This window comes from Myroides albus, from assembly GCF_024722315.1.
GTDB lineage: Bacteria > Bacteroidota > Bacteroidia > Flavobacteriales > Flavobacteriaceae > Flavobacterium > Flavobacterium album_A.
Genome location: NZ_CP102754.1, coordinates 3,337,035 through 3,360,208, shown reverse-complemented (window position 1 = coordinate 3,360,208; position 23,174 = coordinate 3,337,035). Strand labels below are relative to the sequence as shown.

Below are 23,174 nucleotides of genomic sequence, written 5' to 3'. Positions count from 1 at the left end.
CTATTATTTTTTTTCTGAACTTAGTACAGTTTAAAAAATCAGTAAATAACGATAACCATTTATAACTAAAGAATGAAAAAAACAACTTTAATATTAGCTTGCTCTTGTCTTATCATCGCTTGTGGAGAGAAAAAAAACAATGTACAGACTCAAGATATTCCGATGGAACAACAATCAAATAGTACAGATAAGTTAGAGCAAACACCTACTAAGTTTAACATTGAAGATATTAAATTTAGCCAAGCTGACTTGGGAACCTTCCCTTTCTTTACTTTACCAAAAGGGTTACAAGAGTTAAATAAACCGTTACAGAAGAACTTTGATGTTTGCTACTTCCCTATTGATGGAATAATAACACCTATTGAAGGAAAACTGTTTAAGACAAATGTAACTGCTGTCCCTGGAGAGGAATTCTCACAACGCTACTTTGAAAAAAGTATAGAAGATTACTTAGTTTCGATTGGTGGTGTAAAAGTATTCAATGGAGAAATAACACAGGAACAATACAACAGTTATCACAAACAAGATCCAAATAAAGGAGCAGATGGAGATATTGGATATCCAGGAGAAATAATACAAGTATTTGTCATCCGTTCTGAGCAACAAGGTAACATCTACGTTCAGTATACAGCTAATAATGCTGGTGGTAAACTTAACATAGTACAACAAGAAGCTTTACAACAGACCATTACTAAGATTACGGCCGACGAAATAGCAAAAGATTTAATTGAAAAGGGAAAATCTATTCTTTATATCAACTTTGATATTGATAAATCTACAATTACTGAGGAAGGACAAAAGATTGTTGCTGAAATAGCAACTGCCTTAAGTAAAGACCTTACTTTAAGAATTTCTATTGAAGGTCACACAGATAACACAGGCGACGGTATTAACAATAAAAAGCTTTCTACCGATCGTGCAAATGCTGTGATGAATAGCTTGATTAATTACAAGGTTGATAAAGCTCGTTTGCTGGCAAAAGGATTTGGTGCTGAACATCCTTTAGTTGCAAATGATTCTGAAAGCAATAAGGCTAAGAATCGCAGGGTTGAACTTGTAAGGATAGAATAAGGTAAAATGAGTTAAACCAAAAGAAGAATTGCCTTGTCTTAATTCGATTACTTAAGTTAGAAACAACGAGTACTTCACTCCTGTCTGATTATAAGTTAGCATTTATGTACAAACCATATAAGGTGTCTTGTAAGACACCTTTTTTGTTGTCTTTGGCTATTTATTCAATATAAATACTTATTTTAATTTTTTAATTCAGTGTGTCAATGGCAAAGAATAAAACTACTTATACGGATCAAGAGGTATCTACATTTATAGACTCCTATGTAGAAAATCAACAAAAGAAAGAAGATTCTCTAGAATTGATTAGATTATTTCAACATTGGTCTGGTTATCAGCCGAGAATGTGGGGCCCTACCATTATAGGTTTTGGCAATTATCATTATCAATATGCAAGTGGCCATGAAGGTGATGCTCCCATTTTGGGATTCTCTCCGCGCAAAGATAAATTTTCTCTCTACGTCTTCTCTGATACCGAAAAAAGTAGAATGGCCTTAGTAGATTTAGGCAAATACAAGATGGGAAAAGCGTGCATCTATATAAGCAAAATAACAGATATTAACTTAGCCGCTTTAGAGATTTTATGTAAGGAATCTATCCTTTTTGTAAAAGAGCATTACAAAGTGACTTCAATATAAATACTATAAAAAAATAAGCCCTCATAATTATTTTAGAGGGCTTATTTGTATTATTTTAAATAGGGATTATCACTCTTATCGTGTTTTACCCATATCAAACGAGAAGTATCATATCCAACTTCTTTTGCAATTTCTAAATACTTTACTTTCACATCTTCAGGTAAAGTTTTTTCCCTTGAGAGAATCCAAAGATAATCAAGATTCTTTCCTGCAATTAAAGCATATTTATAATCTTCATCTAAAGCAATGACGTTATAACCAGAATAAAAAGGACCAAAGAAACTTACTTTAAGTGCTGCAGTGCTTTCATCTTCTCTAAACTTTGCTTTCCCATCTGCTTTTTTCCACTGTTTCTCAACATAGTTAAATCCACTATTGAGGACCTTAATACTCCCATCCTCATTTAGACTATATTGTGCCGAAGTATTATCTAAGTCTTTTTCAAAGCGAAAGTCAAAACGTGCGATTTCATACCAGGTACCTAAGTAGTGATCCACTTTAAAGTTAGTAATAGGTGTTGCCTTATCCGGTTTTACTGTGCTACTACAAGATAGCATCGCTCCCATTGTTAGAAGAATTAAACCGAAGCGAAAAATACTGTTCTTCATGATTTTTTGAGTTTCTCCCAAAAATAGAAAGATTCTTTCTATTCTACTATTTTATTTAGAATAACTTTAAATAAAAAGATCTACATACTTTTTATAAAGGACCATAGAATTCTCTGGTTTTATAAAACTAATAGACTGATTATTTATTTTTCATTTGATTTACTATTTCTTTCAAAAGAGCTTTACGCTTAACAGCTGCCTCTTGCTCTTTCTTCTTCTTTTTATCTATCTTATCCTTTACAGCCTTTCTATTGGCAGGTGTATTTCTTCCCATATCTACCGCATATTACTTTTAATATAAGTACTATCTATGTATAGGCAAATTTAGAATAAAAATGACTCTCTTAGGGAATTTAATTAAAAAAGAGATTTTCACGTAAGCATAAACTATAATAGTTTTTAAATCAAGATTCAGAATTACTGTTATTTGAAATTAAAAATATAGTTGTTATATATCTCATAAATACAGATAAGCAACAGATTATTATCTAATCTCCTTTTAAAACCAATTACTTTAGTAAAGAGAGCACGTTTCTTTTTACATACAAAAAGTACAAGTTCAAAAGCAAGTCTATAATTAATATTCACATAACCCTTGGTTATTAGATTATCATTAGTTTTATACCAATTCATACAACTTAATAACTTAGAATACGTCGATTGTAGTAAAGACTAAAATTAGAAAGCAATATGTCAGAAAAAGTAAGCTTAAAAGAAATAGCCATAGTATTTACAAAACTGGGATTTATTGGTTTTGGCGGTCCTGCTGCTCATATTGCAATGATGAGAGAGGAAGTCGTTGTACAAAGAAAGTGGATGAATGAACAACACTTCTTAGATCTACTAGGGGCTACCAATTTAATCCCTGGTCCTAACAGTACAGAAATGGCCATTCATATTGGCTATGACAAAGCGGGTTGGAAAGGCCTTATAATTGCAGGGCTGTGTTTTATTCTTCCTGCTGTTTCTCTAACGGGTGTACTCGCCTATTTTTATAAACTATATGGACAATTACCACATATACAACCTTTAATATACGGAATTAAACCCGCAATTATAGCCATTATGCTTGGAGCTGTTTTTCCTCTAGCTAAAAAATCAATAACCTCCTCCTTTTTAGCCTTTTTAGGATTAATCGTTCTAACAGCCTCTTTACTAGGTGTTAATGAAATCATTTTATTGTTTGGGGCTGGAATTTTAGCCTATGCTTTGTTTTATATAAATATTATAAGGCAAAATACTTTACAAAGTTTTATACTACTACCTTTGTTACTTAGCATACAAAGTACGTTTTTCAACACAACCAATCGGCAGCTATTTTGGATTTTTCTCAAAATCGGGGCTATACTTTATGGTAGTGGTTATGTTCTATTTGCCTTTTTAGATACAGAACTAGTTCAAACAGGATTACTAACAAGAGAACAACTGATGGATGCTATAGCTGTAGGGCAATTCACCCCTGGACCAGTTTTCTCTTCTGTTACTTTTATTGGTTATCAAATTAATGATTTATCAGGAGCTCTTTTATCAACCTTAGCGATTTTTTTACCTTCGTTTGTTCTAGTAGCTTTAATCAATCCGATGATGAAAAAACTGCGCAATTCAAAAGGATTATCTGTCTTTTTAGATGCAGTTAATGTTGCTTCTGTGGCTTTGATTATCGCCGTTTGTGTATTGATGACTAGAGATACTTTAATTAGCTGGCAACCCCTTGTTATTGCTCTTCTAAGTTGTATAGTGGTTTTTAAATTTAAAAAAGTAAATAGTGCTTTTATTGTTTTAGGTGGGGCATTATTGGGTTATATTCTCTTTTAACTTTTAACTTTTCATTTTTCTTATAATTCTAGATACACAGGATTTGAATCTACTTCGTCCACCTAAGATTTCACCTCAATGATGAAAGATTACTTATAAGAAGAAGAAAAACGCTTTATCAATGATATAGCTAAAGAAATTAATACTTCTTCTCACCAAAAACATAGTCAAATAATGGTTGCATTTTTTTTCTTAAATCATTTTAAGTATATTTAGACTTAATAAATAATGTAAAAACATGAAACAATTTTCATATAAAAAAACAGGGATAATATTCTTATTACTATTTGAGTTATTTTCTATTGATGTATTTGCTCAAACTACTTCAAAAACAGAACTTGAGTATTTTACAATTGAAAATACGCCTCTTTATCTTATCAATAAAAGTGATGTTGATTTAGCTATACGCTATAAAAAAGGTCAAGGTATACCAATTGTCTTTATTCATGGTTCGTGGGATGATCATAATTCTTGGCTACCAGTAGCAGAAGAGTTAATTAAAACTACTACTAACCCCATTATTTTATATGATAGAAGAGGACATAGTGCTTCTTCTTTAGATAAAGAACAAGGTACAATATCAATGGATGTCCAAGATGCCGTCTCCCTACTCGATGCTTTGCAGATTGAGAAAGCTCATTTTATTGGACATTCTTATGGAGCAAATATCACAATTGAACTTACTAATAATCACGCTGATAGAGTTGAGAGCATTGTTTTATATGAACCTCCTATTTTTGGAATGCTTAAAGGACAAACTCAATACAAACAAATTTTATCAGAGGTTCAAAGTGAAATGCAAAAAAGTAAAACTTTACTTGAACAAGGACACATTGAACAGGGAACCTTTAATTTTATTGAAAAAGTAGCCTTTGGAAAAGGTAGTTGGTATTCTGTTTTTGATCAAAGAGCCAGAAATACAATGACAGCTAGTTACACTACTTGGCTTGATCAAGCCAATGATCCTGAAAGATTAAATATAAAACCCGAAAACCTTAATCAATTTAGTGGTAGAATAACACTTATTACAGGCTCAGATTCTATCTTAGTATATCCAGCTGTAGCAAAAACAATAAAACAGAAAGTTAATTCAATAGAATTACAGACTATTCAAGGTGCAGGTCATGGAGGACTTATTTCTCATCCCAAACAAACTGCTGATTTGATTAGTAAACATTTAGAACAACTATAATTATATACTTATATATCTTTAATGTACCAGAGCTTATATCTTTACCTAAAGTAAATCACATAAATAATACTCTTAAGAAACCAATAGAACAAGTAATCTTTATAACAGACAAGCAGTTTGATTTTGTCTTGTCTTGTTTTGTGTTTAAAAAATATAAAAGACATCAATTTTTAATTCAAGAAGGAGAACCTGCCCCCTATCTGTTCTTTATTGATACAGGTCTATTAAAACTTATTTATACTGACAATAATGCCAAAGAGCATATTGTAGACTTTGCAATGGAAGGCTAGTGGGAAACGGATCAAAAAGCATTCTACAGCCAATATCTAGCAAGTATAAGTTTAGATTGTATTGAAGATACGCAGGTCTATGCTTTGGATTTAGAAGGATATAATAGACTAAGAAAAGAACTTCCTATGATAAATGAATTCTTTTTAGATAAAACGCACAAGGGATTTATTGAAGGGCAGCAGCGTATTTTATCCATGATGAAAACAATATTACAGAGCGATTCTTTGAACTTCAAGAACGCTTTCCTGGTATTATGCAGCGCGTTCCAAAATCTCTATTAGCTGCTTATCTTGGAGTTTCTAGAGAAACACTAAGCCGATTAGATTTAAAGTGATCTACCTCACTTTTTATTTCTGATATAGGTCAACTGTTGATTTAAGCATTTAATAGCAAATTTGCTATTTAACTTAAATAAGAAAGCAAAATGATTAAAACAGCTATTAACCCTTGGCAATGGCAATCTGAGCGTAACTACGCTCAAGCAATAGAAATTAAAATGTTCAAAGTACTTTATGCTGCTCTGGTCAAGTAGCCATCAACGCTAATGGAATTTCAAGTAATGCTGATATGAAAACTCAGCTTCTACTCTTTATTAAGAACTTAGAAGAGGTAATAAAAACAGCAGATTATCCCCTTAAAGTTATTGTTAAATTAAATATCTATACAATTTATACCACTGAACTGATGTAACATTTTTCTATTTTACAAGAATGTCTTGTTAAGCATAAAATCAAGCAAGCAACAACAGTACTTAATGTAAAAGGATTATTTGAAAATCTAACAGTAGAAATTAAAGCTACAGTTGTAAAATATTTTTTAACAAAGAGGGTATCTCAAAAAAAATCCCTCTTTATCTTTTCAGAACAACTCTTCAGTAAGTTCTTTAACTATGGTTGCCCCAGCCAAAGATCTATTCGCTACTGCGGCCGATACGCTGGTATTATCACCACAAGCATATATACCATCTATACTTGTTTTTTGAAAAGCATCAATAAATGCATTACCTCGTGAGAAATTACACACGAGATTTTACATTTATCATATAGTTTAGGTAACTTTAGTTCAAATATAAAGGCTACTTTTTCTACTCACAACACACGATCAGTAGAATTAGTGCTAAATATATAATTCATTATTTTTAAATAATAAAGTTTCTCATGTAAAAATAATAAAGTTTTTTAATACAATATGAAGAAATCCGTAAACCCCTCAATATTTTGAGTCTACCTACCATTTCAATCAAAAACTTGCGACTTCAGAGTAGTTTTCCAGCCCTCTGCAAGAAAGAAAAGCAAATTTTTGAAGTACACTACCAAATTCCTCCTATCTATTTATTTATATAAGTTACTTGATGCTTGTTGGTTAATTTATAAACGAAGTTCTTATGGATCAATCTCAAAAGTTGTGTTTAGGCATAAAGCTTAGTCAATCAGTATAAAAAGAAATCAATATCTCTTACACCTCTAAACTGAGCTCTGAATGCTTTAATTTTTGCATTAAAAGATTCAGCAGAGGCATTGGTACTTCTATTATCAAAATAGCAATAGCGTCCTAAATAAATTTAGTACATAGAATATCCTCCCACTTTAGTAGGATACGAGTATATATATGATGATTTTTAAAACAGAACCCCCTGTTGTAATTTAGGAGGTGGTTTTTCTACTTCATTTAGCGGATTATCGAGCCATAATTTCAGCTGAATCTTCACAAAGAGATTTAATCTTATAAAAGCGACTAAATTGGATAAATGCCACTTGAATTTAGACTGTGCTCGCAATGCTTTTAGTATTAAAATGGTAATTAACGCCGTCCAAATTTGTATCATCACAGCGTTTTCAGATGTTCCTATAAAAGATTTGATATGCAGTAACTGCTTTAAATCTCTAAAGAATATTTCTACCATCCATCTACTTTTATACAATTCACTTATAGTATTTGCAGTCCAATTAAATTGATTGGTAATGAGTTCAATGACCTGATTATTTTGCTCATCCCACACTGCTACACGCCTTAATTTTTTCGGATATATCTGCTTTGACCTTGTATTAGTTAAGCTAATTAACTCATCTTTTAAGATGTTTTGATGTCTGTTCTCTGGAAGCTCTAATTCCTTAATAGTTTCAAATTTCAAATTGTCTTTATGTCTAATCACAAAGAATACTTGTTTGCTGTCCCAAACATTTAAAAGGCTAAAATCATTGTAGAATCGATCAGCAACTATAACACTGCCTTTGAGTAATGGGATATCATAAGCTCCTTTATTATCAGCCGTTTTACCATTTGTAATATTAATATAGGCTGGTAAATTCCCATCAAAATCAAGGAGTGTATGCATTTTAACAGCACCTTTATTGGTCTTGTATTTTGCCCAATCAAAGATGCTCAAACACAGAGATATGGTTGTGGAGTCTAATAACAGGATTTTTGACTTGATTCGGAACTTCACCTGCTTAAACTTGGGATGCTGTCCTAAACTTTCGAGCAAAGTAAAATAGTACTCTTTAAAGAGCTCATGGGATCTTTTTTTATTCTGATAACTGATTGATGATTTAGATGGGGCTATAGTTAAACCTAAATGATTTAAGTTTCCAGTAGCAGAGCGAAGGCCATTACTAATATCACGAACAGATTTACTACGGGCAAAATGGCAAAATAGCATAGATACTAAATGACTCCAACTATCAAAACCCTTGTTGTGTTTATCTGTTTGCCTTTCCTTTACTATTTTCTTAAACTTTGAACGATCTAGTTTTTGGATTATTTGAGAAAATAAAGTTACATTTGTCATAGAGAGAGTGTTTTTTGGTGTGCAACTCAAAGATAATTTGAGATCCTTAATTTACTCTCTTTTTTTGTACCTTTTTTTTAAACGTTTAGGACGTTATTGTCAAAATAGTTAAGAATTGTTTTATAATTGATTTGCATTGTATTGATAACAGTGCCGAATTGTTTTAAATTAATCTTCATAACATCATTGTACCAATGAGCCAGTTTAGTATAAGCTACTTCTTTTACTGTGGTTGTGTTATATATTATTCTTAAGTTTTGCGCTACATTATAAGCTTGTTTAATCAAAGGATATTGATTAAATAATATATCTGCTCTTTGCATTTGATTAGTAGTCCATTTACTTGGATCCATAGTTAGTAGATATCTACTTCTTATAAGTAGTTGCTTAGCTGTATCTCCATTATCAAATTCTATTGGAATAAATTGTTTACCTTCTTTTTTAGCTTGTAGGATTAAGTTGTTTTCAATATCTGAAGCATTCCAACGTTCTTGTATTCTAATATCTTGTAATGCTTCATTTACTAGTTTCTGTACATGAAAACGATCTGTTACTTGTGTCGCATTAACAAAGCACTTCGTAACAATTTTTTTCATAGAATTTGCCATATCAAGTGTTATCTCCTTAACTTTAGATCTTGTCTTAGAGGAGATTGTAAGAAGCTTCTCTATAATAGGCTCTACTTTAGTGCCAGAAAAAATTGCTACTATACTTCCTTGCTTTCCTCTACTATATTTGTTTGTAATAATTGTATAGAGCTCACCTTTTGACAAAGCTGTTTCGTCTATTGATAGTTTAGGACCTATGTTTTCAGGAAAAAGAAGATAGTCTTTAGCGTGTTCTTTATGTTCCCAAGCTTGAAAATCACTTAGTGAATCTTTGTATTGGCGTTGTAATTTTTTACCATCAATATTAAAGAAACCTCCTATTGTATGGCAATCACTTGCCTTAGTATCTATTAATTTCTTTTAAAAAAGAGGCAAACTCATCAGTTAAACGAGTGCCTTTTGCTACTAGATTCCAATCTCTCTGTACTAATTCGCGAGTAGTTTTATCTAACCAACGACGACGCTTGACATGAAGATAAACACTATTTCCTCGTAAAGGAAAATCTTGTATTGTGGTTTCATTATGAAATCCATGACCTATAAGAATACGGTCTTTTGCTTCATCTGGGACTCTATTAAATTCTTCAAAATATAGGTGCATTGTTTCACCTTGTTTTATCGTTTTTACTAAATCAAAATGTTCTACTAAAAACTCAGGTAAAATCATTTTTACAAACTCAATATAGTTTTCCACGGTTATTATTTATTATTACAAAGATCTGTAGTTTTTAATTCACACACAACTTTTGAGATTGATCCGTTCTTATCCACAACGAAATGACGTTTAAATTATCGAGATGTGTCTTTGTCCTTACAAATTGGAAATTTTTCAGTACCAAAGACCACTCGTTTTTCTCCCCAAGGTCGCAAAATGGGTAAAGAGAAAAAGTATTAATTACCAGAATATATAAAGCAAAAAAGCTAGAGTACAAAATTACATGTACTCTAGCTTTTTCTTATATCCAATGATAGGATTTATCTTTTCTGTTTTGATAACAAAGCATATCTTCTTTTCTAAGTTCTGGAAAAAATCTAATTGCTCTTTCAATAGCGTAATTAGGTAAGAACTTAATCTCCTTACATATTGTAAGAAGCACTTTTTCTTTGCTATACAGCCGAACAATTTCATCTATTTCACTCTGATCGCCACGTTCAATTACACGTACTATAATGGGAATGTATGCTTTCTGATAATCAAGCTTATTAATGTCAGTATCCCAAAATAATTGAGTTCCTAAAGTTGAAATATCAGTTAGTTTTTGTTCTTTTTTCATATTATAAATATAGTGATTTAATGGAGGTTAAGCAACTATTTATCTGCGTATTCCTCTTTTTCTAACATGTTGGTCTATTTTTTTATCGGGTTCTAAATCGAATTTAAAAGAGGGATTTGCAACAGCTTTTTCTAAACGTTCTTTCATTCTATCCCAATTACTTTCTTTTCCATGCATCAAGGTAACCTCAAAATCTCGATAGATATTCTCATAAAAAGTTAATGCATAGGATGCTAATGCTGTATTACCATTATACTTGTTTTTATAAGCATCTAAATAGGTTTGCAAAGGATTGTGCTCTAAAAGAAAATACATATCAACAAAGTCTTTGATACGTGTTCCGCTTTGAAAAATAGCATGAAGTTTCATTGCTCCAATATCTTCTAAAGAAGCTAATCGTACATTGTCTATATGCAATACTTCTTTTTGTAAAGGATATTTATGTGCAATAATATCTACTTTAACTCGATTGATATCCATTAAAATAGTATTATTAAACATTTCCTTTACATTGGCATTAAGTTTTTGCTTTAAATGTTGTGATATCGATTTATAATCAAAATCTTTGGTCGAAAATAGGTCTATATCAATACTAATTCGATGACCTATTTGCAGGCTTAATGCTGTTCCTCCTACAAGAATAAAATCTTGTAACTTTTCATCTTTCATAAGTCTTTGAAGTAATTCCCAAAGCTCATTAATAACGGTTTGTTTATATAACATAATTAAAAAATTTTCAGAAAAGTATTCCTGAAAACCTCCTATATTATGTATTGGCTTAATGAGGTTCTATTTGTCTTTATAAGTCACAAAAAAAAGCCTAACCATAGGTTAAACTTTCATATATTTATTAATAATCTATTTACTTCGTTTGAATCAACTTCTCTAAACGAGTCATCATTTCGTCTTTCTCTTTAAGCATACGCTCATACAAAGCAATCTTTTCTTCATGAAGTTGAACAATTTTATCAATAGGGTTGTTATTAAAAACTGGACTATAATTTATCAAACCTTGTGTACCATGAAATGTACTTGATATTATATTAATCGCTTGCTCTTCATCAAAGTTCTCAATTGCTTCTACAGGTATTTTTAGCACCTTAGAGATCTGTTGTAATAAAGTATTATCAATGACCTCTTTCTGTTCAAGTAGAGATATCTTCTTTTGATTCCAATCATCTCCTAAATCAAAAGCAAGAACCTCTTGTTTGATTCCAAGCATTTCTCTAAAACGCTTTACATTTCTTCCTTGGTGTATTTTATGTTCCATAATTAATAGCTGAGTTAAGAAGGCTCAAAGATAAAGCCAATGATTTAAAAAGATTGAATTGTAAAGTTATAAAATAATCGGTAAGATATCCCAATATGAGAATATTATAGTTGTTTAATAGGAAATTCATAGCAAAATAGACCTTGAAACTGCCAAAAACAGAGTATCATCTGTTTTGATTGTAGTTTAGTTGTTTAACCAAAAAAATAACTATCATGGAAAGTCAAATTACAAAAGACGATTTAAGATTGTTTGCTCAAACAATCATTGGAGAGTTAAAAGATCTATTAGTCAAGCAAAACAAAGAAACTTCTCTTGATTGGGTAAAGGCTAAAGTAGCAAGACAATTACTAAGTATCTCACCAGCCTCGCTACAAACTCTTAGAATCAATGGTAAATTGCAGTATCGCAAAATACTTGGTTCGTATTACTACAACAGAAAAGAGATAGAGAACCTATTTAGTAAGTAGAAGATAGCTTCTACTTACTAAATAGGTTGAAAATTGACTCCTTTAAATTCCTTGCTTGCAAATACAACAGTTGAATTGTTAGAAAGTGTAGAGAATTTAAGGGAGTTTTTATTATCCATTTAATTGATTAATAAAATTAGTTAGTTGGGTTAATTTATCAGGGGTTAGGCTTTTTAAATTCTCTAGTAAATCTGTGTAATTATCAGTTTGTTTATTTGCTTTTCCGTCAAGCTTATCTTTTAATATCTGCATTTCAGTTTTAATAGACTCTTCTTCTGTTAGAGCGTATTCCTCTGTTTGTTTAACAGAGTGATGTCCTAACATTTCTTTGACTACGTGAATAGGTACGCCATTACCAAGAGTTACAGTACTTCCAAAAGTTCTTCTAGCTTTATGGGTGTTTAACTCACTTATCTCACATAGTGAAGCAATTTCTTTTAAGTACTCATTCATCTTTTGATTAGAACGAACTGGAAGAACGATATCTTTACCAATACAATCAGGATGATTTTTATACTTTTCCATTATCTCTATTGCTTTTGGAAGTAGAGGGATAGTTATATTCGCATCTGTTTTTTGTCTGTTGGTTCTAATCCACAGATTGCCCTCCTCATCTTTAGTAATATCGCTTTTCTTTAGTTGAAACACATTGATATAAGCAAGACCAGTATAACACTGAAATACAAATACATCTCTTACAGTACTTACTCTATCATTTTGAAACTCTTTGTTCTCTAAAATAGATAGCTCTTGTTTGCTTAATGGTTTCTTATTGAGCTTCGTCTTTTTAGGTTTGTATTGTACAAAAGGATTAGAAGATATTATTCCCTTCGCAACAGCCCGTAAAACAATCTTCTTGAAGTTTGATATATACTTTATAGCGGTATTGTTAGAACACGCTCTAACAGTTTTTAAATAGTGTTCATAGCCAATTACAAACTTATAATTAAGTTCTCTAAACTCTATGTCTTCTTTACCATATACATAACGGATATATTCTCCAACATGTGATCTTGCTGTTACATATCTTTCATGAGTTCCAATAGCATACTCTTTAGGTACAAGTTTAAAAACTTCATCATTGTGCTTTTGGAATTCTTCTAAAACTTTAACCCTACTAGTTCCTTTACCTTGTATATGATCCATAAGAATTGAAGCAGTAATAGGTAGTTCATTACTTAATAGCTCTAATTTGTGCTTAGTAATTTTAGATACAATTGTATCTAATAGGTAGTTTAAGGTTTTAGCGTCTTCTTTAGCGCCATTAGCACGACCTGCTTTTTGGTTCCATCTTTTGATATCCCATTTATGACTAAGTGAAGTCTCTTTGCGAATACCATCTACTGTGATTCGAAGGTAAACACCTCTTAAATCACTTTTCTTCCTACTTGGTTTGAGAAAGAAATTAATTGACAACTGTTTTTAAATATTAATAAATGTCGAATTAAAACGTTCCAAAAACACAGTGTAAAACTCTCTGGTTCCCTTTGGCGTCAAGGTTTGCCAAGTTGAAAGGTGCACATCTCTTAGATATTTTTTTGTGCACCGAATCCCGAATATTTTTAGGTGCACTTTTAAAAAGAATGCGATACCCCTAAAAAAGAAAAAACCTATAACTCATTGTGAATCATAGGTTTTTGTACTTTTTTGATGACTTTTGAAAAGTTATCTTTTATAAATCAGCGGAGAAAGAGGGATTCGAACCCCCGGACCTGTTACAGTCAACGGTTTTCAAGACCGCCGCATTCGACCACTCTGCCATTTCTCCAGTCGAACTCTCTTGTTCTGTATTGCGAGTGCAAATATAGCGTGTTTACTGGGATTACCAAACATTTGAACACATTTTTTAAAAAAAAATGGCGTTCAAAAGACAACTAATTGATATCCAATATACTCTTTCTAAATAAAATTTCTTTACCAATTGCAATGCAAAAGACAAATAAGTATTAAATAAAAAAAGCCCCACAAATAGTGAGGCTTTTATTTATATTAAGTAAGATAAATCAGATTTGACAAACGTTTATTATTTTACTTTATTTACGATAGCTGCGAAAGCTTCAGGGTGATTCATAGCTAAATCTGCAAGAACTTTACGGTTCAATTCGATATTGTTAGCTTTAATTTTACCCATGAATTGAGAATAGCTCATTCCGTGTAATCTTGCACCAGCGTTAATACGCATAATCCATAAAGAACGGAAGTTTCTTTTCTTTTGTTTTCTATCACGGTAAGCATATACCATTGCTTTTTCTACCGCGTTTTTAGCTACTGTCCAAACGTTTTTACGTCTTCCAAAGAATCCTTTGGCTTGCTTCAAAATTCTTTTTCTTCTTGCTCTTGAAGCTACTGAGTTTACTGATCTTGCCATTTTTGTAAATGTATTTTTGTAGTGTGCGACTATTTTTCAAGTACTTCTAAATCTTAATTTGCTCCACTCCAGGGTTATTAAATTATTTTAACCGCAACTAAGATTAGATTAATCTTAATTGATCTTTGATACTATGAGTATCTGCTTTAGCTACTAATCCAGAGTGAGTTAAAGCTAATTTACGCTTTTTAGATTTTTTAGTCAAAATGTGACTTTTGAAAGCGTGTTTTCTTTTGATTTTTCCAGAGCCAGTTAACTTGAAACGTTTCTTAGCGCTAGATTTAGTTTTCATTTTAGGCATTATTTCCTAGGTATTAATGATTATCTTACTTACTATTTTTTACTTAATATATTCTTAAACAGAATTATGCTTTCTTCTTCTTAGGAGCAATAAACATAGTCATACGTTTACCCTCTAAAACTGGCATTGATTCTACTTTTCCGAATTCTTCAAGATCTTGTGCAAGTCTTAATAATAAGATTTGACCTTGATCTTTATAGATGATCGAACGACCTTTAAAGAAAACAAATGCCTTTAATTTAGATCCTTCTTTTAAGAACTTCTCAGCATTTTTCTTTTTGAACTCGTAATCGTGTTCATCTGTTTGAGGACCAAAGCGAATCTCTTTTACAGTGATCTGAGTAGATTTAGCTTTAAGCATTTTATCGCGTTTCTTTTGTTCATAAAGAAACTTCTTATAGTCGATTACTTTACAAACAGGAGGTTCAGCATTAGGAGAAATCTCCACTAAATCCAATTCTTGTTCTTCAGCAATACGCAATGCTTCTGCTAATTTAAATACACCCATTTCAACATTGTCTCCCACAAGTCGAACTTCCGGAACACGGATGGCATTGTTAATTCTATGCGCATCTTTTTTTTCTTCGCGAGGTTTAAAACCTCTGTTTTGTCTTACTGCTATGGCTCTAAAAGTTTTTGCTTGTTTACCAAGCGTTATACATTAATATTTTTATTCTCCGAATTGTTTTACAGAGTTATTCACTTCTTCTTGAATCATCGCGGCAAATTCTTCAATCTTCATCGTTTGATTACTCTTACCAGAATCTCCGTGTTTTCTTACAGAAATTGTTCCATTTTTTTCCTCGTCCTCACCTACAATTAACATATAAGGAAATTTTTGAACCTCTGCTTCTCGAATTTTCTTACCGATAGTCTCGTTACGATTATCTACCAGCGCGCGAATTTCGTTATTTTCTAGCAAATTTAAAACTTTTTCTGCATATTTTTCGTATTTCTCACTCAAAGACAGAATTATAGCTTGCTCTGGCATTAACCAAAGTGGGAATTTACCCCCTGTATGCTCTAACAAAATAGCGATAAAACGCTCCATTGATCCAAATGGCGCTCTGTGGATCATAATCGGACGATGCAACTCATTGTCTGATCCTTTATAACTAAGCTCAAAACGTTCTGGTAGGTTGTAATCTACCTGAATTGTTCCTAACTGCCAACTTCTTCCAAGGGCATCTTTAACCATAAAGTCTAACTTCGGACCATAGAAAGCAGCTTCTCCACTTTCAATAACGTAATTTAGACCTTTATCTTTAGCCGCATTAATAATAGCTTGCTCTGCTTTCTCCCAATTCTCAACACTTCCAATGTACTTATCTGGATTGTCTAAATCGCGAACAGATACTTGAGCTGTAAAGTTTTCAAAACCTAATGATCCAAATACATAAAGTACCAAATCAATTACTTTTTTGAATTCTTCGTCTAATTGCTCTGGTGTACAGAAAATATGAGCATCATCTTGTGTAAATCCTCTTACTCGAGTTAACCCATGCAATTCTCCTGATTGTTCGTAGCGATATACTGTTCCAAACTCAGCAAAACGCTTAGGTAAATCTTTATAAGACCACGGTTTAGAGTTATAAATCTCACAGTGATGAGGACAGTTCATCGGTTTTAATAAAAACTCCTCTCCTTCCACTGGAGTGTGAATAGGTTGAAAACTATCTGCACCATATTTTGCATAGTGTCCAGATGTAACATATAATTCCTTTTGCCCAATATGTGGAGTTACAACTTGTTCGTAACCTGCTTTTTTCTGTGCTTTTCGCAAAAACTGCTCTAATCTTTCTCTTAGCGCTGCCCCTTTAGGTAACCACAAAGGCAGACCTTGACCAACTTTTTGAGAGAATGTAAACAATTCTAACTCTTTTCCTAATTTACGGTGATCTCTTTTCTTAGCTTCTTCTAAAAGTTCTAAATACTCGGTCAAATCTTTTTGTTTAGGGAATGAAATACCATAAACACGTGTTAATTGTTTATTCTTCTCATCTCCTCTCCAATAAGCTCCTGCTATAGATAAAACTTTAAAAGCTTTTATTATTCCAGTGTTAGGAATATGTCCTCCACGACATAAGTCAGTGAAGCTATCGTGATCACAAAATGTAATAGTACCATCAGCCAAGTTTTCGATTAACTCAACTTTATATGGATTTTGTTCTTTTTTATAAAAATCCAAAGCCTCAGCCTTAGTAGCAGAACGCATTTTAAAATCGTGCTTTGCTCGTGCAATTTCTAAAACTTTATCTTCGATCTTTTTAAAGTCAGCATCTGTTACTTTATAATCCATGAAATCCACATCGTAATAGAATCCATTAGCGATAGCTGGACCTATAGTTAATTTGATTCCAGGGTATAAATCTTGTAAAGCTTGCGCCATTACGTGTGAAGTAGAGTGCCAGAAAGCTTTTTTCCCTTCATCATCATTCCATGAATATAAAACTAGACTACCATCCGTGGTCATTGGTGTCGTGGTTTCGATGGTGGTACCATTGAAGCTTGCAGAAATAATATTTCTTGCTAAACCTTCACTTATACTTTTTGCAACATCGAAAGGAGTAACGCCCGAAGCAAACTCTTTCACTGAACCGTCTGGTAATGTAATTTTTATCATAATAGTTTTAAAAAATAAAACGCAAATATACTAGTTTTACTACAGAATCGCAACATTTATGATAGGTTAACTTGATTTTTTTACTAAGAAGTACAATTGCTTTTCAATACACTTTTCTACAATGGTATAAATCATAGTAAATGCAAAACAAACTGTGGTTTATCTTTTAACTCTTAACAATAGTTCTAAGTAATCTCACTTTAATATTAGTTGCAATAGATATGTGAACTAAAACTTCATTCTTTTATAAAATATAATAAAAAATATTTCGCCTGTTAATAGCTAACAATAAATTAGTTACAAAACGCTATGCATTTTTGCTTGAAATTTTATTCAAAAAAGCTTGTAAACATCAGACTTTGCAGTATATTTGCACTCGCAATACAGAACAAGAGAGTTCGACTGGAGAAATGGCAGAGTGGTCGAATGCGGCGGTCTTGAAAACCGTTGACTGTAACAGGTCCGGGGGTTCGAATCCCTCTTTCTCCGCGAAATTATAAAAGATAACTTTTCAAAAGTCATCAAAAAAGCACAAAACCTATGATTCACAATGAGTTATAGGTTTTTTCTTTTTTAGGGGTATCGCATTTTATTCAAAAATGCTCAAAAAAAAGTTACAGATTCGGTGCACAAAAAAACAGGTAAGCGATGTGCACCTTTCAACTGAGCAAACCCAGACGCCAAAGGGTGCCAGAGAGTTTTGAACTGTGTTTTTGGAACGTTTTAATTCGACATTTATTAATATTTAAAACAGTTGAATTATGTTAGAAAAACAGTTGTCAATTAATTTCTTTCTCAAACCAACTAGAGAGAAAAGTGATTTAAGAGGTGTTTACCTTAGAATCACAGTAGATGGTATTCGCAAAGAGACTTCTCTTAGTCATAAATGGGATATCAAAAGATGGAACCAAAAAGCAGGTCGTGCTAATGGCGCTAAAGAAGATGCTAAAACGCTGAACTACCTATTAGATACAACTGTATCAAAGATTACCAAGTACAAATTAGAGCTCTTAAGCAATGAAGAACCTATTACTGCTACTGTACTTATGGATTATATTCAAGGTAAAGGAACAAGTAAAGCTAAAGTTTTAGAAGAATTCCAAAAGCATAATGATGAAGTTTTTAAGTTAGTGCCTAAAGAATATGCTATTGGAACACATGAAAGATATGTAACAGCAAGATCACATGTAGCAGAGTATATTCGTTACATCTATTGTAAAGAAGATATCGAGTTCAGAGAACTCAATTATGAATTTGTACTTGGCTATGAACATTATTTAAAGACCGTTAGAGCGTGTTCTAACAATACCGCTATAAAGTATATCTCAAACTTTAAGAAGATTGTTCTACGAGCAGTTGCTAAAGGAATTATCCCTTCCAATCCATTTGTACAATACAAACCTAAAAAGACTAAGCTCAATAAAAAGCCATTAAGCAAGGAAGAGTTATCTATTTTAGAAAACAAAGAATTCACTAATGAACGATTAGCTACTGTAAGAGATGTCTTTGTTTTTCAGTGTTATACTGGTCTTGCTTATATTGATGTATTTCAGTTAAAGAAAAGTGATATTACAAAAGATGAAGAAGGTAATTTATGGATTAGAATTAACAGACAAAAGACAGATGCTAATATCACTATACCATTACTTCCTAAAGCTATTGAGATAATGGAAAAACATAAAGATCATCCCGCTTGTATTGGTAAAGATATTGTGCTTCCTGTTCGCTCTAATCAAAAGATGAATGAGTACTTAAAAGAGATTGCTTCATTGTGTGAAATAAGCGAATTAAATACCCATAAAGCAAGAAGAACTTTTGGAAGTACTGTAACTCTTGGTAATGGAGTTCCTATTCACGTAGTAAAAGAAATGTTAGGACATCACTCTGTTAAACAGACTGAGGAATACGCTCTCACAGAGGAAGAATCTATCAAGACCGAAATGCAGATATTAAAAGGTAAGCTTGAAGAAAAAGCAAATAAACAAACGGATAATTTTACTGATTTACTTGAGAGCTTAAAAAAGCTAAATCCTGATAAATTAGCTCAGCTAACTACTTTTATTAATCAGTTAAATGGATAATAAAAACTCCCTTGGATTCTCTACACTTTCTAACAATTCAACTGTAGTTTTGCAGATAAGGAATTCAAGGGAGTCAATTTTCAACTTTTTTAATGAGTAGAAGTTAACTTCTACTCATTAAAAAGGTTCATAATATCTTTTCTATTGTAGTAATACGAACCAAGTATTTTGCGATACTGCAATTTACCACTAATGCGTAGTGTTTGTAGTGAAGCTGGTGAGATACTAAGTAACTGTCTTGCTACTTTAGCCTTTACCCAATTAAGAGAGGTTTCTTTGCTTTGTTTAGTTAATAATTCTTTTAACTCTCCAATGATTGTTTGAGCAAACAGTCTTAAATCTTTTTTTGTAATTTGATTTTCCATGATAATTGTTTTAGGTTAAACAACTAAGGTAAAGTAGTTATTAAAAGGTTTATATCCTTTTGAACATTGACGTACTCTTTGGCTGTAGTAAATAAATTATTCAACTGTACTAAGAGCTATGATTTAAAAGCAATATTCTATTTTAAATACTATCTTTATAAGATATAGATCACTTATAATAAAGCTATTCATAATGCGTAGAATTATTTTTTTCTCTAAAGACGATTTGGCATCGTATTCAATGTTAAATCAAATAGATGAATTCTTCAAAAATAAATCTTATCAATCATCTGAAACAACGATTAATGATTTACTCGAAAAACAACATATCATACTTTATATGGACAACGATTTTGTTCATGATACGTGGACTAATGAAGAAATAATTGATTATAAGAAACTTACTAAAAATTTCAAAGAAGAAATTAGTTTGTACTTTCAATCATTAACTACAGAAATAATATCAACTTTCTACAATAAGATAAGATTCGATTATTATTCAACATTCTGGCTTCTACTAAATAAAACTGGGGTTTACAAAATGTTTTCAAATGAGGATTTAGTTGAGTTAATAAAAAACAATAGAACATCATTGAGAGATGTCTTATATTGTAAGAATATTGTTACTCATTTTGATTCAGAAATTAGCTCTTATATATTACAAAGTCCAGAGAATGCAGAAATTTTATTAGATTACTATGAGGTACATCATGATAAAGAGACAAAAGAAATGTTTTTTCCAAAATCACTGACTTTAGATAAGCGAGAATCACTTATATGTAATTATCTCGATATTGAAGATGCAAATCTAAATTATGTTAGGTTAATCGAATCAAGTAAAGCATCTGACCATCTTAAATTATCAGATAAGACTAGATTTAAAGCCAAAAAAGTTTCAAAAAAACTTAATGATGATATTCGCAATAGTGATTACTCAATCAATATACGAAAAGGTGTTTCACTATCAGAAGATCAAGAAGAAATAAAGAAAGTAATATTTAAGAATAACGTAAAAATTATTTCTTATAGTAAAAAGAGATTATTAGAAAATACTGACAAAAATATTCTTTTTAAGAATTTTACAACGGTTTTTGAATTGCTAGATAAGCAAGGAGGTATAAATCTATTAGCTAGGAAGCGTGAAATTGATACGTTTGAGTATGCTATAGGTATCAATTCTAAAAATGATTACTTTTTATCTCATTCATTTTATGAAAAAAGAATGAACTCTTTGCTATCATTTGAAGTTTACAAAATAGCACTTGATACAATAAATATTAGCTTTGAAAATTTGATAGAAAATTACGTAAACAACTACTTAAACCAAACATTTAATATCAATTACTTTAAGTTACATCTTCCTAGTTCAACATCAACTTATCTTGAAAAGATTAGGTTAATGGTACCTGAATTTGAATCAATTCTTGAACAATATAAATTGTATGTAGAAGACGATATTGTAGATTATGAACTCTTGCAAGTAAGTACTAAAACCTGGATATCCAAACGAAATCTGGACAATTAGTTAAGCAGCTTTATTACTATTTATTATTTGATTAAATTCGTTGATTGTCTGGTAGTTTAAGTAGGAGTGTCTGCGTCTTTTATTATACCACATTTCGATATATTCAAAGACTTTAGACTCCATTTTCTTTGTACTTAGTTGTAAATTTCCATAAACCATCTCCACTTTTAAGGATTTAAAGAAGCTTTCCGCTACGGCATTATCCCAACAATTTGCTTTTCTACTCATACTTCTAACAACCTTAAATGACTTCAGGTAGTTGGCAAATTTGTAGTTTGCATATTGTACTCCTTGGTCAGAATGGAAAATTAGTCCTTCTTCAAAAGCTCTGTTCTTTTTAGCCATTTTAAAGGCTGCTAAGGTGGTGTTTTCTGTTGACATATCTTTACTCAAACTCCATCCAATAACCTTTCTATCATATAAATCTATTATTGTAGTTAGGTAAATAAACCCTTCTTTAACAGCGATATAAGTAATGTCAGACACCCAGGCTTTCCCTGGTTCAGTTTGTTTAAATTGTCTATCTAAAATATTATCAACCACTAAATAATTGTGTTCAGAGTCTGTGGTTATTCTATATCGTCGAGCTACTTTACTACGTAATCCTAACTCTTTCATATACTTAGCAACGGTAGGTTTTGATATCTTATATCCTCGTGCATTGAGTTCTATTGTAAGACGAGGACTGCCATAACGCTGTTTAAATTCTAGATAAACTTCTGTAATAACACGTTTTAGATTTGCTTTGGCTTGTTGTCTTTTATTAACAGGAGACCGTTTCCAATGATAATAACCACTTCTACTTACCTCTAAAACCTTACACATAATCCCAATCGGAAATTCATGTTCATGATCAAATATGAACATGTAAATCATTTGCCGGTCTTTGAGAAAATGCCGATTGCTTTTTTTAATATTTCATGCTCTAATTCGACAGCTGCTAACTTCTTCTCTAACTCTTTAATTCTTGCTTGTTCTGGAGTAAGTTTTTGTTTCCCATTGCCTGGAAAACTAGCATCGCCTAACTCTTGAGCTTCTTTACACCATTTATACAATAATGTAGGTCTGATTCCAAGCTCACGAGCCAATTCTGATTTGTTTGTTCTTTCCTTAGCCAGTTCAACGGCTTGCTGCTTAAATGCAGCATCGTAGGCCTTTCTAATTCTTTTCATAATTCAAAGATAAGTTTTTATGCTTAACTTAATGTCCAGGCTAAGTTACCAAGTCCAACCTCAAAGTTTAATACAATTCCATCTATACTTGAAAACAAGTATATTTATCCACAAGGAGAAGAATACAATAAACTTATTCATATTTTCTTTAGTACGAATAGTTATTTATTTAATTATGAGAAGCATAAGGATAAATATCAAAGTTTATTTCATCTATTAGTAGACCCAAATTATGCGTTGACTAGAGACGATTTTAATACTACTCAAAATGAATATTTACAACACTTTATTGATTCAAATTACATTCGAGTATCTGAGAAAGGTAATTTAGAAATTATTGATTTAGAGTTTTTTTATATTCTTTTTCTTTTTGATACTTATGATGTCATCAGTTATTGGCACCTACCTATAAGTATTAGAAAAAAGGTAGCTTTATTACATAAAAAAGGGATGATAACGTATTCTAATAAGTTGCTGACAACAGCAGAACAAGAATATTTTGATTTTTATTTAAATAATCGCTTTAGCAATGGTTTGTGGTTAAGGAATAAATATGTTCATGCAACGAATAGCCATGATGAAGAGGTTCAAACGGATGACTATCGTACACTCTTAGTACTTATGGTACTTTTGATTTTAAAAATTGAAGATGATTTAAGTCTTGCATGTAAAATATTAAAAGAAAATTCATTAAATGTAATAGATAAATAAAAG

The 23,174-nt window shown here is 31.6% G+C and carries 24 protein-coding genes, 2 tRNA genes and 3 pseudogenes; 11 read left to right on the top strand and 18 right to left on the bottom strand.

Annotated features, from left to right (window positions below; all coding sequences use genetic code 11):
• Positions 1 to 72: 72 nt before the first annotated feature.
• Together NWE55_RS14990 and NWE55_RS14985 are read left to right on the top strand one after the other, a co-directional pair.
• Entirely contained in the window at positions 73 to 1,071 is a 999-nt protein-coding gene (locus NWE55_RS14990) for an OmpA family protein (protein WP_155091428.1), read from the top strand.
• 206 nt (positions 1,072 to 1,277) lie between these two features.
• Entirely contained in the window at positions 1,278 to 1,709 is a 432-nt protein-coding gene (locus NWE55_RS14985) for a DUF1801 domain-containing protein (protein WP_155091427.1), read from the top strand.
• A gap of 50 nt (positions 1,710 to 1,759) precedes the next feature.
• Here the strand turns inward: NWE55_RS14985 and NWE55_RS14980 are convergent, their stop codons facing one another.
• A complete protein-coding gene (locus tag NWE55_RS14980) occupies positions 1,760 to 2,317 on the bottom strand; it encodes a lipocalin family protein (protein ID WP_155091426.1) in 558 nt (185 codons plus the stop codon).
• A 139-nt stretch (positions 2,318 to 2,456) separates the two neighbouring features.
• A complete protein-coding gene (locus NWE55_RS14975; protein ID WP_258204373.1) occupies positions 2,457 to 2,591 on the bottom strand; it encodes a hypothetical protein in 135 nt (44 codons plus the stop codon).
• 416 nt (positions 2,592 to 3,007) lie between these two features.
• Here NWE55_RS14975 and chrA point away from each other — a divergent pair, with 416 nt between their 5' ends.
• The 4 genes and pseudogenes from chrA to NWE55_RS14955 all read left to right on the top strand — a co-directional run.
• On the top strand, positions 3,008 to 4,132 hold the full coding sequence (gene chrA, locus NWE55_RS14970) for a chromate efflux transporter (RefSeq protein WP_155091425.1): 1,125 nt from the start codon (positions 3,008 to 3,010) through the stop codon (positions 4,130 to 4,132).
• Between the two features lie 238 nt (positions 4,133 to 4,370).
• On the top strand, positions 4,371 to 5,324 hold the full coding sequence (locus NWE55_RS14965) for an alpha/beta fold hydrolase (protein ID WP_155091424.1): 954 nt from the start codon (positions 4,371 to 4,373) through the stop codon (positions 5,322 to 5,324).
• A gap of 59 nt (positions 5,325 to 5,383) precedes the next feature.
• A pseudogene (locus tag NWE55_RS14960) lies at positions 5,384 to 5,949 on the top strand (Crp/Fnr family transcriptional regulator).
• A gap of 90 nt (positions 5,950 to 6,039) precedes the next feature.
• Positions 6,040 to 6,425: pseudogene (locus tag NWE55_RS14955) on the top strand (RidA family protein); the annotation flags it as partial.
• A gap of 619 nt (positions 6,426 to 7,044) precedes the next feature.
• Here the strand turns inward: NWE55_RS14955 and NWE55_RS14950 are convergent.
• From NWE55_RS14950 to NWE55_RS14920, 7 genes and pseudogenes are all read right to left on the bottom strand, one after another.
• Positions 7,045 to 7,155, bottom strand: a pseudogene (locus tag NWE55_RS14950) (transposase); the annotation flags it as partial.
• Positions 7,156 to 7,233: 78 nt separating this feature from the next.
• Entirely contained in the window at positions 7,234 to 8,403 is a 1,170-nt protein-coding gene (locus NWE55_RS14945; RefSeq protein ID WP_160339887.1) for an IS4 family transposase, read from the bottom strand.
• A 77-nt stretch (positions 8,404 to 8,480) separates the two neighbouring features.
• Positions 8,481 to 9,314 (bottom strand): ISAon1 family transposase, encoded by an 834-nt coding sequence (locus NWE55_RS14940; RefSeq protein WP_444850891.1) that lies wholly within the window; start codon positions 9,312 to 9,314, stop codon positions 8,481 to 8,483.
• A 37-nt stretch (positions 9,315 to 9,351) separates the two neighbouring features.
• Entirely contained in the window at positions 9,352 to 9,705 is a 354-nt protein-coding gene (locus NWE55_RS14935) for an ISAon1 family transposase N-terminal region protein (RefSeq protein ID WP_160339156.1), read from the bottom strand.
• A 262-nt stretch (positions 9,706 to 9,967) separates the two neighbouring features.
• Positions 9,968 to 10,285, bottom strand: a complete 318-nt coding sequence (locus tag NWE55_RS14930; RefSeq protein WP_006260078.1) for a DUF6922 domain-containing protein — start codon at positions 10,283 to 10,285, stop codon at positions 9,968 to 9,970.
• Between the two features lie 39 nt (positions 10,286 to 10,324).
• Positions 10,325 to 11,008 (bottom strand): nucleotidyl transferase AbiEii/AbiGii toxin family protein, encoded by a 684-nt coding sequence (locus tag NWE55_RS14925; protein WP_025126271.1) that lies wholly within the window; start codon positions 11,006 to 11,008, stop codon positions 10,325 to 10,327.
• A 139-nt stretch (positions 11,009 to 11,147) separates the two neighbouring features.
• Positions 11,148 to 11,555, bottom strand: a complete 408-nt coding sequence (locus NWE55_RS14920; protein ID WP_155093393.1) for a helix-turn-helix domain-containing protein — start codon at positions 11,553 to 11,555, stop codon at positions 11,148 to 11,150.
• Positions 11,556 to 11,770: 215 nt separating this feature from the next.
• Between NWE55_RS14920 and NWE55_RS14915 the strand changes: the two genes are divergently transcribed.
• The gene (locus tag NWE55_RS14915; RefSeq protein WP_155093394.1) at positions 11,771 to 12,025 is read left to right on the top strand and encodes a helix-turn-helix domain-containing protein; all 255 of its coding nucleotides are present in this window, start codon (positions 11,771 to 11,773) and stop codon (positions 12,023 to 12,025) included.
• 111 nt (positions 12,026 to 12,136) lie between these two features.
• On the opposite strand, the gene NWE55_RS14910 is transcribed toward NWE55_RS14915, so the two are convergent.
• From NWE55_RS14910 to thrS, 6 genes are all read right to left on the bottom strand, one after another.
• Positions 12,137 to 13,441, bottom strand: a complete 1,305-nt coding sequence (locus tag NWE55_RS14910; protein ID WP_258204372.1) for a site-specific integrase — start codon at positions 13,439 to 13,441, stop codon at positions 12,137 to 12,139.
• A gap of 267 nt (positions 13,442 to 13,708) precedes the next feature.
• Positions 13,709 to 13,793, bottom strand: a tRNA-Ser gene (locus NWE55_RS14905).
• Positions 13,794 to 14,048: 255 nt separating this feature from the next.
• Positions 14,049 to 14,393, bottom strand: a complete 345-nt coding sequence (gene rplT, locus NWE55_RS14900; protein ID WP_155093124.1) for a 50S ribosomal protein L20 — start codon at positions 14,391 to 14,393, stop codon at positions 14,049 to 14,051.
• Positions 14,394 to 14,496: 103 nt separating this feature from the next.
• On the bottom strand, positions 14,497 to 14,694 hold the full coding sequence (gene rpmI / locus NWE55_RS14895; RefSeq protein WP_155093123.1) for a 50S ribosomal protein L35: 198 nt from the start codon (positions 14,692 to 14,694) through the stop codon (positions 14,497 to 14,499).
• A gap of 64 nt (positions 14,695 to 14,758) precedes the next feature.
• Positions 14,759 to 15,316: a translation initiation factor IF-3 gene (infC, locus tag NWE55_RS14890; RefSeq protein WP_160340004.1), complete on the bottom strand. Its 558-nt coding sequence runs from the start codon at positions 15,314 to 15,316 to the stop codon at positions 14,759 to 14,761.
• A gap of 48 nt (positions 15,317 to 15,364) precedes the next feature.
• Complete coding sequence (gene thrS, locus NWE55_RS14885) at positions 15,365 to 17,317, bottom strand: threonine--tRNA ligase (RefSeq protein WP_155093122.1); 1,953 nt, start codon at positions 17,315 to 17,317, stop codon at positions 15,365 to 15,367.
• A gap of 404 nt (positions 17,318 to 17,721) precedes the next feature.
• Between thrS and NWE55_RS14880 the strand changes: the two genes are divergently transcribed.
• Positions 17,722 to 17,806: transfer RNA gene (locus tag NWE55_RS14880), tRNA-Ser, on the top strand.
• 272 nt (positions 17,807 to 18,078) lie between these two features.
• Positions 18,079 to 19,398, top strand: a complete 1,320-nt coding sequence (locus NWE55_RS14875; protein WP_258204371.1) for a site-specific integrase — start codon at positions 18,079 to 18,081, stop codon at positions 19,396 to 19,398.
• Between the two features lie 110 nt (positions 19,399 to 19,508).
• Here NWE55_RS14875 and NWE55_RS14870 read toward each other — a convergent pair whose 3' ends face one another.
• Entirely contained in the window at positions 19,509 to 19,763 is a 255-nt protein-coding gene (locus tag NWE55_RS14870) for a helix-turn-helix domain-containing protein (protein ID WP_258204370.1), read from the bottom strand.
• 193 nt (positions 19,764 to 19,956) lie between these two features.
• On the opposite strand from NWE55_RS14870, the gene NWE55_RS14865 reads away from it, so the two are divergent.
• Positions 19,957 to 21,288 (top strand): hypothetical protein, encoded by a 1,332-nt coding sequence (locus tag NWE55_RS14865; RefSeq protein ID WP_258204369.1) that lies wholly within the window; start codon positions 19,957 to 19,959, stop codon positions 21,286 to 21,288.
• Here the strand turns inward: NWE55_RS14865 and NWE55_RS14860 are convergent, their stop codons facing one another.
• Complete coding sequence (locus NWE55_RS14860; protein ID WP_258204062.1) at positions 21,289 to 22,155, bottom strand: IS3 family transposase; 867 nt, start codon at positions 22,153 to 22,155, stop codon at positions 21,289 to 21,291.
• A 5-nt stretch (positions 22,156 to 22,160) separates the two neighbouring features.
• Positions 22,161 to 22,460, bottom strand: a complete 300-nt coding sequence (locus NWE55_RS14855) for a transposase (RefSeq protein WP_240142878.1) — start codon at positions 22,458 to 22,460, stop codon at positions 22,161 to 22,163.
• Between the two features lie 237 nt (positions 22,461 to 22,697).
• Between NWE55_RS14855 and NWE55_RS14850 the strand changes: the two genes are divergently transcribed.
• A complete protein-coding gene (locus tag NWE55_RS14850; protein ID WP_258204368.1) occupies positions 22,698 to 23,171 on the top strand; it encodes a hypothetical protein in 474 nt (157 codons plus the stop codon).
• The last annotated feature ends 3 nt before the right edge of the window (positions 23,172 to 23,174 follow it).

What these genes read in the sequence shown, in the direction of transcription:
- NWE55_RS14990 (WP_155091428.1), top strand. Translation starts at nt 73, where the DNA reads ATGAAAAAAACAACTTTAATATTAGCTTGCTCTTGTCTTATCATCGCT.
- NWE55_RS14985 (WP_155091427.1), top strand. Translation starts at nt 1,278, where the DNA reads ATGGCAAAGAATAAAACTACTTATACGGATCAAGAGGTATCTACATTT.
- NWE55_RS14980 (WP_155091426.1), bottom strand. Translation starts at nt 2,317, where the DNA reads ATGAAGAACAGTATTTTTCGCTTCGGTTTAATTCTTCTAACAATGGGA.
- NWE55_RS14975 (WP_258204373.1), bottom strand. Translation starts at nt 2,591, where the DNA reads ATGGGAAGAAATACACCTGCCAATAGAAAGGCTGTAAAGGATAAGATA.
- chrA (WP_155091425.1), top strand. Translation starts at nt 3,008, where the DNA reads ATGTCAGAAAAAGTAAGCTTAAAAGAAATAGCCATAGTATTTACAAAA.
- NWE55_RS14965 (WP_155091424.1), top strand. Translation starts at nt 4,371, where the DNA reads ATGAAACAATTTTCATATAAAAAAACAGGGATAATATTCTTATTACTA.
- NWE55_RS14945 (WP_160339887.1), bottom strand. Translation starts at nt 8,403, where the DNA reads ATGACAAATGTAACTTTATTTTCTCAAATAATCCAAAAACTAGATCGT.
- NWE55_RS14930 (WP_006260078.1), bottom strand. Translation starts at nt 10,285, where the DNA reads ATGAAAAAAGAACAAAAACTAACTGATATTTCAACTTTAGGAACTCAA.
- NWE55_RS14925 (WP_025126271.1), bottom strand. Translation starts at nt 11,008, where the DNA reads ATGTTATATAAACAAACCGTTATTAATGAGCTTTGGGAATTACTTCAA.
- NWE55_RS14920 (WP_155093393.1), bottom strand. Translation starts at nt 11,555, where the DNA reads ATGGAACATAAAATACACCAAGGAAGAAATGTAAAGCGTTTTAGAGAA.
- NWE55_RS14915 (WP_155093394.1), top strand. Translation starts at nt 11,771, where the DNA reads ATGGAAAGTCAAATTACAAAAGACGATTTAAGATTGTTTGCTCAAACA.
- rplT (WP_155093124.1), bottom strand. Translation starts at nt 14,393, where the DNA reads ATGGCAAGATCAGTAAACTCAGTAGCTTCAAGAGCAAGAAGAAAAAGA.
- rpmI (WP_155093123.1), bottom strand. Translation starts at nt 14,694, where the DNA reads ATGCCTAAAATGAAAACTAAATCTAGCGCTAAGAAACGTTTCAAGTTA.
- thrS (WP_155093122.1), bottom strand. Translation starts at nt 17,317, where the DNA reads ATGATAAAAATTACATTACCAGACGGTTCAGTGAAAGAGTTTGCTTCG.
- NWE55_RS14875 (WP_258204371.1), top strand. Translation starts at nt 18,079, where the DNA reads ATGTTAGAAAAACAGTTGTCAATTAATTTCTTTCTCAAACCAACTAGA.
- NWE55_RS14870 (WP_258204370.1), bottom strand. Translation starts at nt 19,763, where the DNA reads ATGGAAAATCAAATTACAAAAAAAGATTTAAGACTGTTTGCTCAAACA.
- NWE55_RS14865 (WP_258204369.1), top strand. Translation starts at nt 19,957, where the DNA reads ATGCGTAGAATTATTTTTTTCTCTAAAGACGATTTGGCATCGTATTCA.
- NWE55_RS14860 (WP_258204062.1), bottom strand. Translation starts at nt 22,155, where the DNA reads ATGTTCATATTTGATCATGAACATGAATTTCCGATTGGGATTATGTGT.
- NWE55_RS14855 (WP_240142878.1), bottom strand. Translation starts at nt 22,460, where the DNA reads ATGAAAAGAATTAGAAAGGCCTACGATGCTGCATTTAAGCAGCAAGCC.